Here is a 14,641-nt window from a genome sequence, read left to right as displayed (position 1 = left end):
GAGCAAGAAAAGGAAGGGGATGATATCGGTGTACGTATTTATGACAAATGGCACAATCGACTATTTGCAACGATTGCGTAGCCAATACGCAAATGAGCGTATGTTGCTTGTATACGATGAAGATAATGGTATGCTTATTCATGAAACAGAAGGAACAAGCGTCTTTCACGAGCCGCGTCCGTACGAAGTGCTTGATGCCGTCGGATCATTTGGGGGAACGTTTGTTGTTTGCAATAATATTCCGGTCACGGACGAAGGAAGACCGTTATTTGAACATCGTTTTCAACAGCGGGCACGGTTAATTGAGAAAGAGCCAGGGTTCGTCGCCATTCGCGTGTTACGTCCGTTAAAAAGCGATACATACGTCATTATGACGATGTGGGAAAATGAAAGTGCCTTTCGTCGTTGGCAACAGTCTAAAGCTTACGAAAAAGCGCACCAAAAACGTGGCACAGAAAAAGGAATCGATCAACAACGGTCCATTTTTCCGCGTCCATCCTATGTGACAACATATGCAGTTGTAAAAGAAGGCTGACATTTCGTCAGCCCTATCCATTCCAAGCGTTCATGCCGCCGCGCACGTTCACGACGCGCTTAAATCCATTTTTCGCTAATATTTTTGCCGCTTGATTGCTACGCATACCACTTTGACAAATCACAATCGTCTCTTTCTCGCGATCGAGCTCATGTAGTTGATCAGCCAACTGATGAAGCGGGATATTTTTAAATTGACGAATGTTGCGCGCACGATATTCCGCAGGTGTGCGTACATCAATAAATTGGCGGTCTTTCGTTTGTTTTAATTTTTCTTTTAACTCATCTGGTGTAATATGCTCCACACCTTTTGTCGGCAACATTTTTGCTGCAACAAAATAAATAAGCAAAATAATTAGAACAACATTGATCCACGTGCCCATATATGCTCCTCCTAAATACGTATATGGGTATATTAACCCGTTTTCGATCATTTGTCAACGATGGTATAATGAAAAAAAACAGAAGGAGCGGTTCACGTGAAAACATTACTATTTGCTAAGCTTCGTGAATATTACGACGAAATGGTTACGATTCGCCGTTATTTGCATCAACATCCCGAACTATCGTTTCAAGAGTATAAAACAGCCGCATATATTGCCAATTACTATAAACAACTTGGCATTCCTGTGCGAACAAATGTTGGAGGAAACGGGATCGTCGCAACTATTCATGGCCAACAAGGCGGAAAAACAGTAGCGCTTCGGGCGGATTTTGACGCCCTTCCGATTCAAGATGAAAAAGATGTGCCATATAAATCAACCGTTCCGGGTGTCATGCACGCATGTGGGCACGATGGGCATACGGCCACGCTTCTCGTTCTTGCCAAAGCGCTATATGAATTACGTGAACATTGGAGAGGTACGATTGTTTGCATCCATCAACATGCAGAGGAATACGCACCAGGCGGGGCAAAGGCGATGATTGAAGACGGCTGTTTAGAAGGAGTAGATGCCATTTTCGGCACACATATATGGGCGACAGCGCCAACAGGTGTCATTCAATATCGGACAGGACCGATTATGGCAGCGGCAGACCGATTCCAAGTCGTCATCCGAGGTTCTGGCGGTCACGGAGCAGAGCCGCACAAAACAAAAGATGCAATCGTTACCGCCTCGCAACTCGTACTACATTTGCAGCAAATCGTTAGCCGTCGCGTCAATCCGCTTGAACCTGCTGTCGTCTCTATCGGCTCTTTCGTTTCCGACAACGCATTTAACGTCATCGCCGATCGCGCCACATTAATCGGAACAGTGCGAACATTTTCTGAGCGAGTACGTGACGATATTGAACGAGAAATTGAGCAAATTGTTAAAGGTACATGCATCGCCAACGGTTGTACGTATGAATACACGTACAACCGCAGTTATCCGCCTGTTGTGAACCATGAAGAAGAAACGAAATTTCTCGCCTTTATCGCCCATGAAATAGATGAAGTCACCGATGTCGTCGAAATTCCTCCGCATATGGGCGGAGAAGATTTCGCCTATTATTTACAACGTGTAAAAGGAACGTTTTTCTTTACAGGGGCAAAAGCCGAAACAACAACAATCGCTTATCCGCATCATCATCCGAAATTTGACTTTGATGAACGCGCGATGCTTATTGCGGCGAAAACACTCGGTCTTGCAGCCATTCAATATGCGGAAAAGTAAAAGAAGCGGTTCAAGCCGCTTCCCGTTTTTTTCTCATATAAACGATAATCGCACCGTAGCATATGAAAACAATGAAAAACGTCGATAACATAGTGAAAACACCATGAGCGATATATGCAACCATACCAAAAATAAACGCTTGATTCACCCCAATAGTCAATAACACACTCATAAACGATCGGTGCGCCTCAACAGACGAGATCGGATAAAGGGAGAGAAGCGGATGCCCGCGATGGTGCAAGCGAAGCGAAAGCAATTGTACCGCTGTTGCATACGAACATAAAAGAGCAAACCACTCCACACCGCGAGGCAATGTAAAAATAAAGACGCTACCGATCGCAGTCAAACGAACGAACAAACCGAAATAATCGCCCGCACGGAAAAATGTACGTACATACAAATACGTATACGGGCGCATATGCAAACGAGCGAGCAAACGGAAAAGGAAACGAAGTGACGTCCGTTTTTTTACCGTATGTTTCATGTGAGGAACATCAACAAATGCATGCGCAATCCGATAAAACGCTTGCATTCGTCGCCGTTCATCAGCAAGCAATTGCTCCCATTGAAGCCCGCTTTTGCGTCCTTTTTGCTCCACATATCGCGCAAGGATAACCATAAATAACAAAGGGACAAACATCCACACATATTGTTGGAGAAATAAAAAATAAAAAAACGTTGCATTCGTTAAAAAGCGAACAAACGTATGAAAATGATCTCGCCCAATTCGTGCCTCCTCTTGCCATTGAACGAACATATTCCATCCCGTTAGAAAGACAATCACCAACAGGACGATAAACAACGGCTGTGATGAAAATTTAAAATGTAAAGGCAAAAGGACAACAAATACGATGAGCGAAACGTACAAATGAAGAAAAAAACTATATATCGCAGCACGCCAAAAATACGGACGAAGCCGTCGCTCGATCGGAAGAAAAAATACCGCATCTGCTTCTTTAACAAACGTCCGCACTCCACCTTGCGTCACCGCAAAAGCGAGCAAAAGCGAAGCAACAACAGCATAGGGAAAAGACACCAGTTCATCAACTGCTCGCTTATAAAATACCGCACTTGCCCCGATTCCGATAAATAAGACGAGCAACAAATGATCGTTGAACATATAACGACCGTACCGTCTCACCTCGGCGAGATGAGCAATCATCCGCTTTTTCCATAACTGTTGTCCATCAATCATCGTTCGTCTCTTCCTTTGTTAATTCGATATATATATCATCAAGTGTGGCATGAGGCATATGTAACTGCTCTTGAAGCATTGGCAATGATCCGCTTGCTTTCACTTGCCCATCATGTAAAATGATAAACGAATCACAATATCGCTCGGCTGTCGCTAAAATGTGCGTCGACAACAGCACACCCGCTCCCTCCTTTTTTCTTTCCTCAATAAGCTGAAGTAGCGCTTGAATGGCGAGCGGATCTAATCCAACAAATGGTTCATCAATAATATAAAGCGGCACATCGACTAAAAAAGCGCACATAATCATTACTTTTTGTTTCATTCCTTTTGAAAAAAATGCAGGAAACGAACTTAACTTTTTCTCAAGCCGAAACGCCTTCAACAACTGTGGCACGCGCTGTTCGTATGCTCGATCCGTCACACCATACGCCATGGCGGTGAGACGTAAATGTTCTTCAAGCGTCAATTCTTCGTATAGCGCAGGCATTTCCGGAATGTATGTAAATTGTGTGCGATATGCTTGTGGATCATCTTGAAACGTCATACCGTTTATTGTAATTGTTCCTTTACGCGGTTGCATCAATCCGATAATATGTTTAATTGTCGTGCTTTTTCCTGCTCCATTTAACCCGATCAGCGCGACAACTTCCCCTTTTTGCACGGTAAACGATACGTCATCTAAAATATTTTGGTTCGTATAGCCACCGAATATATGCTGAACTTGTAATAGTGCCATCATCGCTTTCCTTTCTTCCGTCATTATTTTTTATTTTAACAAATGAATAATAAAAAGAAAAACGGGTTATGATAAGTAGCGAAGAGGGACAAACAAGTAGCAAGTCGCAGTGAGCAACAAAGCAAGTTCAAGAACATGATGAAATGAGGTGTCTACGGGCCGCACATTAGCTAGCCTGTAACAACGAAAACACTCCCTTGAAAAGGGGATGGTCATCTTGAACAATGTCGCACTCACAAACGCGTAACTGATTCTACTCGTAAATGAGGTGTTCCCAAAAGACACGTAATCATGAAGATCCCTCTTCAATGGGCAGGATGCGATACGCATCCTGCTCTTTCCGTTTTTCGAAACGACGATCGTGTGGTAAAATAAAGACAAAATGGAAAGAAAGGTGGCATCAACATGAGCGACTGTATTTTTTGTAAAATTATAAACGGCGACATTCCTTGTGCGAAAGTATTTGAAAATGAACATGTCATCGCCTTTTTAGACATTAGTCAAGTGACAAAGGGGCATACGCTCGTTGTACCGAAAATACATAAAGGAAACATTTACGAGCTAACACCTGAACTTGCGCAACGTGTATTTGAAGTTGTTCCTACAATCGCCAACGCGATTCGTGAACAGTTTTCCCCAGAAGGCATCAATATTTTAAACAACAACGGAGAAATTGCAGGCCAAACCGTTTTCCATTATCATATGCATATCATTCCGCGGTACGGTAAAGGAGACGGATTTGGAGCTGTGTGGAAATCCAATCAAAGCAACTATACGTTTGATGAGTTACAGCACATCGCTGCACAAATCAAACAAGCTTTATGAAAAGAAGGTGTCCCGCACGGACACCTTCTTTCGTCATTATTACTCGCTTTTTAATGCGTCTTTTAACGATTTGTCTTTAATGTCGACATTTGCTTCCTTCATCAGCTCATCAAGCTTCGATTGCACTTTCGATGTATCGAGTTTGCTTTTTTTCACTTCGAATTCAATTTCTTCTTTCATTTCATCAAATGACTTTTTCTCTTCTTTATCCGTTACTTTAATGATATGGTAGCCAAATTGTGTTTTCACTGGATCACTAATTTCACCGACTTTTAACGCATACGCTGCCTTTTCAAACTCTTCCACCATTTTCCCAGGTCCAAACCAGCCTAAGTCGCCGCCATTTTGTGCTGAACCTGTATCTTTTGAATATTCTTTTGCCAATTCCGCAAAGTCTTCACCTTTTTCTAACTTTGCTTTAATGTCTTTTGCTGTTTTTTCATCGTCGACTAAAATGTGACTTGCTTTCACTTTCGGCTTATATTCATTGTAGTATTTTTTCAATTCTTCATCGGTTACTTTAATGTCTTCCATCGCTGCTTTTTGGCGCAATAAATCAAGCTTTACCATATCGCGAATCGCTTCTTCGCCATTTTGTTGCACCGCTAAGTCATATTGGATACCGTACATTTCTTTTAAATTTTCGATTTCCTTATTTAGCTCTTCATCCGTTACTTTAAACTTTTTACTTAACACTTTCTCATGTACGAGATCGCGTAACACATCTTTGCCGTAACGTTCTTTCATTTCGTTGTACAATTCTTCTTTTGTAATGTTGCCTTCCTTCGTTTCGACAACAACATCCGATCCGTTATTGCAAGCCGAAAGCGCAAGCATCGCTGCTGCCGACATGGCAACTGTCCATTTTTTCATGTTCTCACAACTCCTATCTTTAAATATACACAAAACATACTATACCATATTTTTTCCGAAAGCTAAAATAAAGCAAAGCTGCGCCCATACCTTTTTGCTCCTTTTGACATACAATACATTGTCAAAGCGTCGCAACGCCTTCATATACGAAAGGAGGTGTCGTCTATGGGTGCAGGAGCAGGTTATGCAAACGGATTTGCGTTAATCGTTGTGTTGTTTATTTTATTAATTATCGTTGGTGCCGCTTGGTTATACTAAATGAAAGAAGCTGACAGGGACACTGTCAGCTTAGCTTTTTTACGCAAACAACACTTCGATGTAAGAAGAAATGAGTAAAATGGTAATAAGGACATTAATGGTACGAAATACTTTTGGTTGTTTCTCTTCTGGAATTTCTTTTTGAATACAAAGCGTATTTGTTAGCTGATTAACGATAAAAAGAATAACTGTCGCAAGGGGTATAAAATAAAGCGCCAAACGAGTCCCCTCCTGTTTTTATGTATTTACTCCCCTACTTTACAACGATTTTTTCGATAAATCAATAATGGACATTTCATTTATGCAACAATTCCTGTAAAATAATACACATAAGTACGCTAAAGGAGTTCCGAAAGATGAGCATTGAACAACGTATTGAAAAGCTGGAGTATTACTGTTCGCTCATGTTAGACATGATCGCACCGGAAAAAAAGCCGTTTTACGCGCTCGTCATCCGTTATGGCTTAGCAAAAGAAGAAGTGGAAAGCATATTGCGCCTATGCGAACAACTAAGTGAACAATATAAACAACAAAAAGAGGAAGGTTTCGTCATCTTCACCTCGCTTTTTACACAGTTTGCGAATGCGCTTCATCCGAACCTTCCCCTTGCTGAGACGATTGATGCGTTAAAACAACAACAGCTATTCGTTCCGCTTATGACAGAGTTTCAACGTTTATTACATACGCTCAACGAATGAAGCTACTTCTTCTTGCTGCTCATCTTTCTTTTTTAACTTCCCGCTTTCTTCAACAAACTCTTGCTCGATGTTTTGAAAAGAACGTTCGAAAATTTCCATAAAATCGTCCCCGTACACATTTCGGATCATACACATAATTTCTAACATTTCTGGAAATTTACCATACAATTCATATAAAGGTTGAATGCCTTGGAGCACAGACGTCCGTTTTGGATCGTACGACTCCATTAATTTTAATAAAACTTCTTCTCCTTTTTCCGTCAGTTCAATGTACGTATTTCGTTTATCGTCTTCTTTTTTCGAAAACGACAACAATCCGCGTTCCTCTAATTTTTTTGAAAAGTTAAATGCCGTCGATACGTGCATGACACCAAACTTGGCGATTTCAGAAATGGAAGCCCCTTTCAAATGGTAGGCAATCCACAAAATATGATGCTCGTTAATGTTTAAATCAAACGGTTTAATCCATTGTTGCCAATCTTTTTCGATTGATTTCCATAACGCTTTACTTAATTGGGCAACCCTTTGACTAAATAACATCGCCTCTTTAACAGAATAATGTCGTTCCGTGCTTTTCATCTCTCCACCCACTTTTTCGTATTTCCTTCTTTTTATCTTTTATTATGCCAGTAAAACAATAAATAATAAAGTATTAAATATTAGAATTTTTTAATAAATTGAAATATATAACTTTTCAAATTAGGAGGAACAAACATGATCATCGCGACGGCGACGATTGGGTTCATTTTTTTATATTTGACGATTGCCACGTTTTCTATGTTGAATAAAGCACGCATGTATCCCCCAAAAAAAGTGTTAAAGCAACGCATAAGCGTGTTCGGAAGTCTTGCTATTTTTTTTATCGCTGTCACTCTTTTGCTCATGCGTATACAGTAAGAACGATATAAGGAAAACCCGACCATAAACGATCGGGTTCTTTTTATTATTGTTGCGGAACTGTATATGTTCGTCTCATGAGCGACTGTACGATCGGATAAATGACGATCATTGCAATCGTATTGACAAACGCTGTTGGAATGACAACAGCGATAAACAGCCCGCCAAACGTTGCTCCTCCCGGCAACCCAACAATGATTAGCGCAACAGCTAAAAACGTCGCACCAGAGATGAACGTGCCCACAGCCGTAAGCAATGCCGCCTTTATTGGCGTCGCTTTCGCCTTTAGTAACGTAAACAAGCCGAAAAAGAGCGTGGCCGTCACAACTTTATCAACGATGTTCGGGATAAACCCTCCTGGGAAACTCGTTGTCACTCCAGAAATAATGCCTGTGGCAATAGCTAACAAACTAACAGCTGTTTTGTTCGGAAAAAGCATAATGCCTAAAAACATCATCGTCAACATCATATCCGGCTTCATTCCGAAGAAAAACCCCGGAATAACCGTATGCAAAACTGCACCAATGCCTACAAAAAGCGACAACAATACTAACGTTCTCGTATTCATTTCTCATCTCTCCTCATCTCATTCTTTTCTCTTCTCAGCTTGTAAGCAAGTTTAACAATATTATAGCACTTTAAAGTGCCAAGGTAAAATAAAAATTTTCAAAAAATATTTTTTCGGAACGTTTCCATAAACTGTACAAGCGCTTCACACGCTTCCATATCTACTGCGTTATAAATAGATGCCCGGCATCCACCGACAGATCGATGACCAGCTAATCCAATGAATCCTCTTTCTTTTGCTTCCGATAAAAACTTCTTTGTAAGCTCCTCATTCGGCAACGTAAACGTTACGTTCATATGCGAGCGGCTTTCTTTTTTTGCATGCCCTTTGTAAAAACCTTCACTTTCATCAATACAACGGTACAATATCGCAGCTTTTTCCGCATTTTTCTTTTCAATCGCTTGAACACCACCTTGTTCCTCTACCCATTCAAGAACGAGCGATAACATATAAATCGCAAACGTTGGTGGCGTGTTATATAACGAACGGCTTTCGCTATATGTGCGATAGTTTAACATTGTCGGCAAATGATCGTCTCCTTTTGCGAGCAAATCTTTCCGAATGATGACAACCGTCACGCCTGAAGGACCTAAATTTTTCTGCGCCCCCGCATAAATAAGAGCAAAACGACTCACATCAATATTGCGGCTTAAAATATCGCTCGACATATCCGCAATTAAATCGACAGCTACATTAGGAAATTCACGCCATTGTGTCCCTGCAATCGTGTTGTTTGATGTAATGTGCAAATACGCAGCGCGTTCAGACAATTCGATATTCGTCGGAATATATGTATATTGTTCTTCTTTCGACGAAGCTGCCACGTGCGTTGTCCCTACTTTTTTCGCTTCTTTCATCGCTTTATCCGACCATGAGTCTGTTAACACATAGTTACCGACTTCCCCTTCTTTTAACAAGTTCATCGGCACCATCGAAAATTGCAAACTAGCTCCTCCTTGTAAAAAAAGCACATCATGCGTATCAGGAATGTTCATCAGTTTGCGCAACAACGTTTCTGCGCGCTCATGCACCGCATCATATTCTTTGCTTCGATGGCTTAACTCCATAATAGACATACCTGTTTGTTGAAAGTTGAGCAATTCTTTTTGCGCTCGCTCTAACACAGCAAGCGGCAAAGCAGATGGTCCTGCGTTAAAATTGTACGCTCGCTTCACGCCTTTCTCCCCCTCATATATGTAATAATATATATCCTAACATGAAACATAAAAAAATGAAGAAAAATTTTTGTGAATTTTTTAAAAAATAAAAGACCTTGTTTATTCCAAGGCCTTCTGACGTTGCTCGCGCGCTTGCCGAATGCGCTCCATATACACTTCTCCTTCTTTTTCTAACAACTTTTCATCTATTTTCTTTTCTTCTCTTGCTGTGCGGATGGCCATATATCCGCTAATGATAATGCCTGCAAGAAGCAATGTAATAAGCATGTGCATCCTCCTTTAAGCTTGTCTTACTTTACACATATGCAAACAACTAGAAAAATAGACGTATAAAGAAGGAAATAAGCGTGAATGAGCGAATACATGCAAAGGAAAGGGGTGGGGAAGATGAAGACATATACGCTTACTGTTTTTGAAAAAACGGGAGAAAAACTGCTTGATGAAACATTTACTGCTGCAAACGATGACGAAGCAAAACGAATCGGCGAGCAAAAATTAAAAGAAAAACAATTTGAACATAAAACGCATCGCTGTACAACATCGAGCGGCAAATTGATTTTATTCCATCGATAAAGCCCCGATCATCTCGGGGCTAAAATAACTGTTCCATCATTTTTAATTTTTCGCTTGTGTAATGTTCGTAATTTTCGTTATACGCTTTTGGCTCTTTCGGGTTGGCAAAATGCGTAATCGCTTTTGTTTTTGGATGCACGAATTTGCTTGACGCTCCACATCCTAGCCCGATGATCGACTGTTGCTCTTCCATAATCATAATGTTATAAATGCTTTCTTGACCCGGTAAAGCGTAACCGACGTTTTCTAAATTGCCGAGAATATTTTTTTGACGATATAAATAATACGGCACATACCCTTTTTCTTTCGTCCATCGTTCCGCACGTTTCATCATTTCATTAATTTCATCACGATCTGCTACTTTATACTTTTCCTTATTTTTCGTCATTTCCGATGCACGCTTAAACGACAACGTATGCACCGTCAACGACTCCGGCATAAGTTTTTCTGTTTGGGCAAGTGTAAAATCAAACTGTTTTACACCTTCTCCTGGCAAACCGATAATTAAATCCATATTAATATTGTTCATCCCTGCCTCGCGAGCAAGATGAAATTTTTCAATCGTCTCTTCCACCGTATGATGACGTCCAATCGCTCGCAACGTTTCTTGAATATATGATTGCGGGTTAATGCTTATACGGTCGATGTTCCATTTTTTTAACACCGCAAGCTTCTCCGGTGTAATCGTATCAGGCCTTCCGGCTTCAACTGTAATTTCACGTACACGTTCAACGTTTGGGAACACGCGATACATGTGCGCATATAGTGCATCCATTTCCTCTGCCGTAATGCTTGTTGGCGTGCCGCCACCGTAATAAATAGTCGTAATCGGAATGTTGCGCTCTTTTAAAAATTTCCCGATTTGTTCCATTTCGTAATGCAATCCGAATAAAAAGGAATCAACAGATCCTTGTTTTCCTTGAATCGCGTAGGCTGGGAATGTACAATACGCGCATTTCGTAGGACAAAACGGAATGCCAATATAAATGCTTACTTCGTTCGATAAATCGTAAAGATCTGGAACAACTGTCAACTGACGATCAACAATTTGTTGCATAAGCTGAATTTTTTCATCCGTCACTAAATAATCTTCGCGCAACTCGCGATGTGCTTCTTCTCTCGTTAAGCCAGAGCGCAATTTTTGATGCAATAATTTCACTGGACGAACACCTGTTAAAATACCCCATTGTTGCACAAAGTCTGTATATTGTTGCATAAGAGATAAATATATATAGGAAACCGCATGTTTCACTTGTTTCATGCGTCCTTTTTCTTCTTCTGTCTTCCATGATCGTGCGTAATAAGCCTCATACGTGCGACCATGTTCATGTTGCAACGTACCACTAACAACGAGCCGGTCTCCTTGTTGTATATCCATCGTCACACGTACTTCCGCTTCTTCTGTCGCCATAAAAGAGAGCGTTGCCTCTTCAAAAAATAAACCGGTAATGACCTCAAGGGAACGTTGAAAACGATCCACCGGCTCAAGTCCGCAAATATGAATACGCAATGAAATCACCTTTCGCTTCGAAGTATTAAACTCATTTAAGTGTACAGAAGAAGCGAAAAGCTCGTCAAGAAACGGAAATTATTTTTTCTCTATTGTACGAATTTGACGTAAAAACTGAGGACGATGTTGTTTCCGAAAATGTTCTTTAATCATATATGCGACACCAAGTTGGTCGTTTGAACGCGTCACCCAGTCAGCAACAGCTTTGACTTCTTTTGAAGCATTTCCCATCGCAACGCCAAGACCGGCCGCTTCAATGGCTGGCATATCGTCCAAATGGTCACCGATGACGACCATTTCTTTTAACGAAATGCCGAGCTCGTTTCCAAGCCGAATTAACCCATTTAGTTTTGAAACGTTTGTTGGCAACAATTCAATTTTTCCATCGCTCACGCTGAGGGAAACGTCTGGAAATGCATGTGTGATCGTTTCAACAATTTCATCACATTCATCTTCTTTCGAGTAAAACACATCGATTTTCATTACATCAATCGGATCATCGCGCAACACGTCACTTAACGAGTCAACAAATTGTGCCGGATAAAAAAATGGATCTCCTAAAATTGTCTTCGCAATCATGTTGTTTTTTATTTTTTTTCGATTTCCGATCGAATACCGTTCGTGAAGCAAACGAATATTGCAATTGAAATGCTCAAGCACGTGTACAATATCGAACGTTTTTTGTGCTGGAATGACAGAGGCGTGTAGCTTTTCTTCTAACGACTTTGCAACAAGCGCCCCTTGAAACGTCACTAAATACGAATCTAGCTTCAACGCCTTCGCTACTTTTTTCGCTGATAAAAAGTTTCTTGACGTCATCAAAGTCACATACACATCTTTTTTCTTCACAAAATCGATCGCTTCTTTCGTTTTTTTCTCCAACTTGCCATTCGATTTTAATAATGTTCCGTCAATATTTAGCGCAAGTAATTTATACATGAACGTCCCCCCTCGATGTCTTGGCTTCATTCATACGTATGACAAGGGGGTAAAAAAAAGAACACCCATTTTTATGAGTGTCCGTCATATAGTTCGTCAATTGGCTGAATCATCGCATTCATCGCTTTGGCAAACAACTCGTTTAAACGTTCTTCGGCATGAATGAGCCGTGCAATGTTTTCATTCATTTCAATAACATGTAAATGTTGTTGCAACAATTCGACATCTGCATCGCTGACCGGGAATCCGCTCATTTGTTTTTGTTGAAGCTGTTTTTGTAGCGCACGAAATTTCGTAAATAATTGGTGCGCAGTCGGATCGCGCTGCACTTGCTCGTAGGCGCGGCGAAGCTCGGCAAATGGCTCACTTGTACGAATTGCTATCGAAAGCTCGTGAATGGCTTGAAGGACGTCCATGCGGCACACTCCTCTCATTTTCCTTTTCTTTTTACCCTATGATCGAAGCGGCCGCTGTATGTCTACATTTGAACGAAAAACGTGATACAACCTTGAATGAGCCCGATGATCCCACCTAGCAAAGCCCCTAAATATGTAATCATTTTAAATTCACGGCGCGAAATTGTTAAAATCATTTCTTCTAGCCGTTCAACAGAAAACGATGCGACTTCTTCACGAACGATATCTTGCAAATGAAGCTGTTTCATCCATCGTTCGATGCGTTCGGAAGCAAATTGTAAAAGGAAACGAACGAGCGTCGGTAATGAATGCCGCACATAAGGTGCAACGAGTGCACCAAGCGGTTTTTGGAGCGGCTCTTGTACAATGAATGCGGTGAGACGTTTCACCCATACGACGATTTTTTCTTGATCGATGATTTGCTCCATCTCATGTATACGCATCTCCTTCACTTTTTCCCATTCGTTTATGAATAGTTGGACAAGCAGCTGTTTTGCTCCTTCACTTTGTAAAAATTTCACGATTTCCGGACGAATTTTTTCCGCCAAACTAACGTTGCCAAGAAACATTTGAAGCATATTGCCAAACATGCCGCGGCTTTGTAAAAATTCATTGATCATATGCTCAATTTGACGCTCTCCTTGCTCACTCTCAACATACGTGCGCAAACGGAGCAATAAGCGATCGACAATCGAAGGGATAGCATGATCTATTTTTTGTAATACCTCAATTGGAATGATTTCATGAAGCGGACGTTGACGATATTGCGACATGAACGTTTTATATTTCGTTTCTATCCATGTTTCTGCCGCTTGTTTCGGATCTGGCATCCCGAATTGCTTCAGCCATTGTTCAACAGTTCGATCTGATTGTAGCCATTTTCCTACTTCTTCTTGCACGTAGTTCGTCATATCTTGAACGAACGATGGATCGTTTAATTTTCGACGCAACCCTTCCGCTGTTAATAAATGTTCCACAACCATACGTCCAAGTTGTTCCGCTAATTCCTCTCTCCGTTTCGGAATAAGTCCAGGTGTGAATGGTAGTCTTTTTCCTGCAATATATATCGGACGATACGGTCGAAAAAGCATTTTAATCGCAAGGGAATTTGTCATTCCCCCAATAAATGCTCCAACCACGATCATAAATAATAAATAAAGAAAAAGCCCCATAACGATCTCCCTTCTGCCAATAAGCTATTCTAACCATTCATTATAGGGCTTGTCCGCTATGAGCGCAAATGTGCGATAACTGCTTATGCAACTGTTTCAAACATTTACATAACAATAACCGGAATACTTCTCGTTCTGTCGCATGTTCTGATGCACACCATGCTTCTTTATATATATTCATTTTCTCAAATTGTTGTCGCCAATCATCTTTTTTCTCTTTCTTTTCTCTATCCCATTCTTTTCCGATGTGCAGTACATATAAATAACGAATAAGCGCTTCTTCCTCTTCATCTAAATCGTAATTCGTCAATGCATGTAAAAGCTGAACAATCATCATTTTCACCTCTCGTCATGAATATATGTGCGCACAACGTGAATGATGTATACTTTTTTTCCGTTCATACAAAATAATGAATAAGGGGGCATGTATGATGAAAGAACGCGATAATTATGAATGGGACATCGATCGTATGATCAATGAAGGCATGGCGGGAGGCTATGTATATTCATGCCATCGCGCCACGAATATTGAAGAAGCGCGTGATGTACAAACGGAACAACCACCACATGAAGTAAAATGAGGCGGCGAGCATTTTCTCGTCGCTTTTTGTATA

Annotated in this window: 22 protein-coding genes; 8 read left to right on the top strand and 14 right to left on the bottom strand. The window is 40.9% G+C overall.

Annotation, left to right across the window (positions count from 1 at the left end; translation table 11 throughout):
• Positions 1-28: 28 nt before the first annotated feature.
• The gene (locus LD028_RS11330) at positions 29-535 is read left to right on the top strand and encodes an antibiotic biosynthesis monooxygenase family protein (RefSeq protein WP_006319084.1); all 507 of its coding nucleotides are present in this window, start codon (positions 29-31) and stop codon (positions 533-535) included.
• 13 nt (positions 536-548) lie between these two features.
• Here LD028_RS11330 and LD028_RS11325 read toward each other — a convergent pair whose 3' ends face one another.
• Entirely contained in the window at positions 549-917 is a 369-nt protein-coding gene (locus LD028_RS11325; RefSeq protein WP_237811866.1) for a rhodanese-like domain-containing protein, read from the bottom strand.
• A 96-nt stretch (positions 918-1,013) separates the two neighbouring features.
• On the opposite strand from LD028_RS11325, the gene LD028_RS11320 reads away from it, so the two are divergent.
• A complete protein-coding gene (locus LD028_RS11320) occupies positions 1,014-2,189 on the top strand; it encodes a M20 family metallopeptidase (protein WP_309240416.1) in 1,176 nt (391 codons plus the stop codon).
• Positions 2,190-2,199: 10 nt separating this feature from the next.
• Here the strand turns inward: LD028_RS11320 and LD028_RS11315 are convergent, their stop codons facing one another.
• Positions 2,200-3,384: an ABC transporter permease gene (locus LD028_RS11315; RefSeq protein WP_237811865.1), complete on the bottom strand. Its 1,185-nt coding sequence runs from the start codon at positions 3,382-3,384 to the stop codon at positions 2,200-2,202.
• The gene (locus LD028_RS11310; RefSeq protein WP_171699894.1) at positions 3,377-4,123 is read right to left on the bottom strand and encodes an ABC transporter ATP-binding protein; all 747 of its coding nucleotides are present in this window, start codon (positions 4,121-4,123) and stop codon (positions 3,377-3,379) included. Before LD028_RS11310 ends, LD028_RS11315 begins: the two co-directional genes overlap by 8 nt.
• 402 nt (positions 4,124-4,525) lie before the next feature.
• Between LD028_RS11310 and LD028_RS11305 the strand changes: the two genes are divergently transcribed.
• Complete coding sequence (locus LD028_RS11305) at positions 4,526-4,945, top strand: HIT family protein (protein ID WP_237811864.1); 420 nt, start codon at positions 4,526-4,528, stop codon at positions 4,943-4,945.
• Positions 4,946-4,984: 39 nt separating this feature from the next.
• Here LD028_RS11305 and LD028_RS11300 read toward each other — a convergent pair whose 3' ends face one another.
• Positions 4,985-5,818, bottom strand: coding sequence for a peptidylprolyl isomerase (locus tag LD028_RS11300; protein ID WP_237811863.1), 834 nt, complete (start codon positions 5,816-5,818; stop codon positions 4,985-4,987).
• A 165-nt stretch (positions 5,819-5,983) separates the two neighbouring features.
• Between LD028_RS11300 and LD028_RS11295 the strand changes: the two genes are divergently transcribed.
• Positions 5,984-6,076 carry a YjcZ family sporulation protein gene (locus LD028_RS11295; RefSeq protein WP_019417055.1) on the top strand — a complete coding sequence of 31 codons (93 nt, stop codon included), beginning with the start codon at positions 5,984-5,986 and terminating at the stop codon, positions 6,074-6,076.
• A gap of 39 nt (positions 6,077-6,115) precedes the next feature.
• On the opposite strand, the gene LD028_RS11290 is transcribed toward LD028_RS11295, so the two are convergent.
• Positions 6,116-6,295, bottom strand: coding sequence for a hypothetical protein (locus LD028_RS11290; protein ID WP_237811862.1), 180 nt, complete (start codon positions 6,293-6,295; stop codon positions 6,116-6,118).
• A 137-nt stretch (positions 6,296-6,432) separates the two neighbouring features.
• Between LD028_RS11290 and LD028_RS11285 the strand changes: the two genes are divergently transcribed.
• Positions 6,433-6,774, top strand: coding sequence for a YhaI family protein (locus tag LD028_RS11285; RefSeq protein ID WP_094240090.1), 342 nt, complete (start codon positions 6,433-6,435; stop codon positions 6,772-6,774).
• Here the strand turns inward: LD028_RS11285 and LD028_RS11280 are convergent.
• Positions 6,754-7,353 carry an HTH-type transcriptional regulator Hpr gene (locus LD028_RS11280; RefSeq protein WP_237811861.1) on the bottom strand — a complete coding sequence of 200 codons (600 nt, stop codon included), beginning with the start codon at positions 7,351-7,353 and terminating at the stop codon, positions 6,754-6,756. The two genes, LD028_RS11285 and LD028_RS11280, sit on opposite strands and share 21 nt — an antisense overlap.
• A gap of 135 nt (positions 7,354-7,488) precedes the next feature.
• On the opposite strand from LD028_RS11280, the gene yhzF reads away from it, so the two are divergent.
• The gene (gene yhzF, locus LD028_RS11275) at positions 7,489-7,671 is read left to right on the top strand and encodes a membrane protein YhzF (protein ID WP_006319095.1); all 183 of its coding nucleotides are present in this window, start codon (positions 7,489-7,491) and stop codon (positions 7,669-7,671) included.
• A gap of 46 nt (positions 7,672-7,717) precedes the next feature.
• Here yhzF and LD028_RS11270 read toward each other — a convergent pair whose 3' ends face one another.
• From LD028_RS11270 to LD028_RS11260, 3 genes are all read right to left on the bottom strand, one after another.
• Positions 7,718-8,239 (bottom strand): tryptophan transporter, encoded by a 522-nt coding sequence (locus tag LD028_RS11270; protein ID WP_237811860.1) that lies wholly within the window; start codon positions 8,237-8,239, stop codon positions 7,718-7,720.
• A gap of 98 nt (positions 8,240-8,337) precedes the next feature.
• Positions 8,338-9,414, bottom strand: a complete 1,077-nt coding sequence (gene serC / locus LD028_RS11265) for a 3-phosphoserine/phosphohydroxythreonine transaminase (RefSeq protein ID WP_006319096.1) — start codon at positions 9,412-9,414, stop codon at positions 8,338-8,340.
• Between the two features lie 102 nt (positions 9,415-9,516).
• Positions 9,517-9,684, bottom strand: a complete 168-nt coding sequence (locus LD028_RS11260) for a sporulation YhaL family protein (protein WP_035019753.1) — start codon at positions 9,682-9,684, stop codon at positions 9,517-9,519.
• Between the two features lie 120 nt (positions 9,685-9,804).
• On the opposite strand from LD028_RS11260, the gene LD028_RS11255 reads away from it, so the two are divergent.
• Entirely contained in the window at positions 9,805-9,990 is a 186-nt protein-coding gene (locus tag LD028_RS11255; RefSeq protein WP_012575827.1) for a YhzD family protein, read from the top strand.
• Positions 9,991-10,009: 19 nt separating this feature from the next.
• Here LD028_RS11255 and LD028_RS11250 read toward each other — a convergent pair whose 3' ends face one another.
• From LD028_RS11250 to LD028_RS11230, 5 genes are all read right to left on the bottom strand, one after another.
• Positions 10,010-11,509 (bottom strand): coproporphyrinogen III oxidase, encoded by a 1,500-nt coding sequence (locus tag LD028_RS11250; RefSeq protein ID WP_237811859.1) that lies wholly within the window; start codon positions 11,507-11,509, stop codon positions 10,010-10,012.
• Positions 11,510-11,578: 69 nt separating this feature from the next.
• Positions 11,579-12,439, bottom strand: coding sequence for a Cof-type HAD-IIB family hydrolase (locus LD028_RS11245; protein ID WP_237811858.1), 861 nt, complete (start codon positions 12,437-12,439; stop codon positions 11,579-11,581).
• A gap of 71 nt (positions 12,440-12,510) precedes the next feature.
• Positions 12,511-12,855, bottom strand: a complete 345-nt coding sequence (locus LD028_RS11240) for a YlbF/YmcA family competence regulator (protein ID WP_077427814.1) — start codon at positions 12,853-12,855, stop codon at positions 12,511-12,513.
• A 62-nt stretch (positions 12,856-12,917) separates the two neighbouring features.
• Entirely contained in the window at positions 12,918-14,027 is a 1,110-nt protein-coding gene (locus LD028_RS11235) for a DUF445 domain-containing protein (protein WP_237811857.1), read from the bottom strand.
• 40 nt (positions 14,028-14,067) lie between these two features.
• Positions 14,068-14,361, bottom strand: a complete 294-nt coding sequence (locus LD028_RS11230; protein ID WP_194947784.1) for a hypothetical protein — start codon at positions 14,359-14,361, stop codon at positions 14,068-14,070.
• Between the two features lie 94 nt (positions 14,362-14,455).
• On the opposite strand from LD028_RS11230, the gene LD028_RS11225 reads away from it, so the two are divergent.
• Positions 14,456-14,608, top strand: a complete 153-nt coding sequence (locus tag LD028_RS11225; RefSeq protein ID WP_004892152.1) for a hypothetical protein — start codon at positions 14,456-14,458, stop codon at positions 14,606-14,608.
• Positions 14,609-14,641: the final 33 nt, after the last annotated feature.

It is taken from the genome of Anoxybacillus sp. LAT27, from assembly GCF_022030075.1.
Taxonomy (GTDB): Bacteria; Bacillota; Bacilli; order Bacillales; family Anoxybacillaceae; genus Anoxybacillus; species Anoxybacillus kestanbolensis.
The sequence above is the reverse complement of the archived record's forward strand: the minus strand, read 5'-3'. Positions and strand labels throughout refer to the sequence as shown.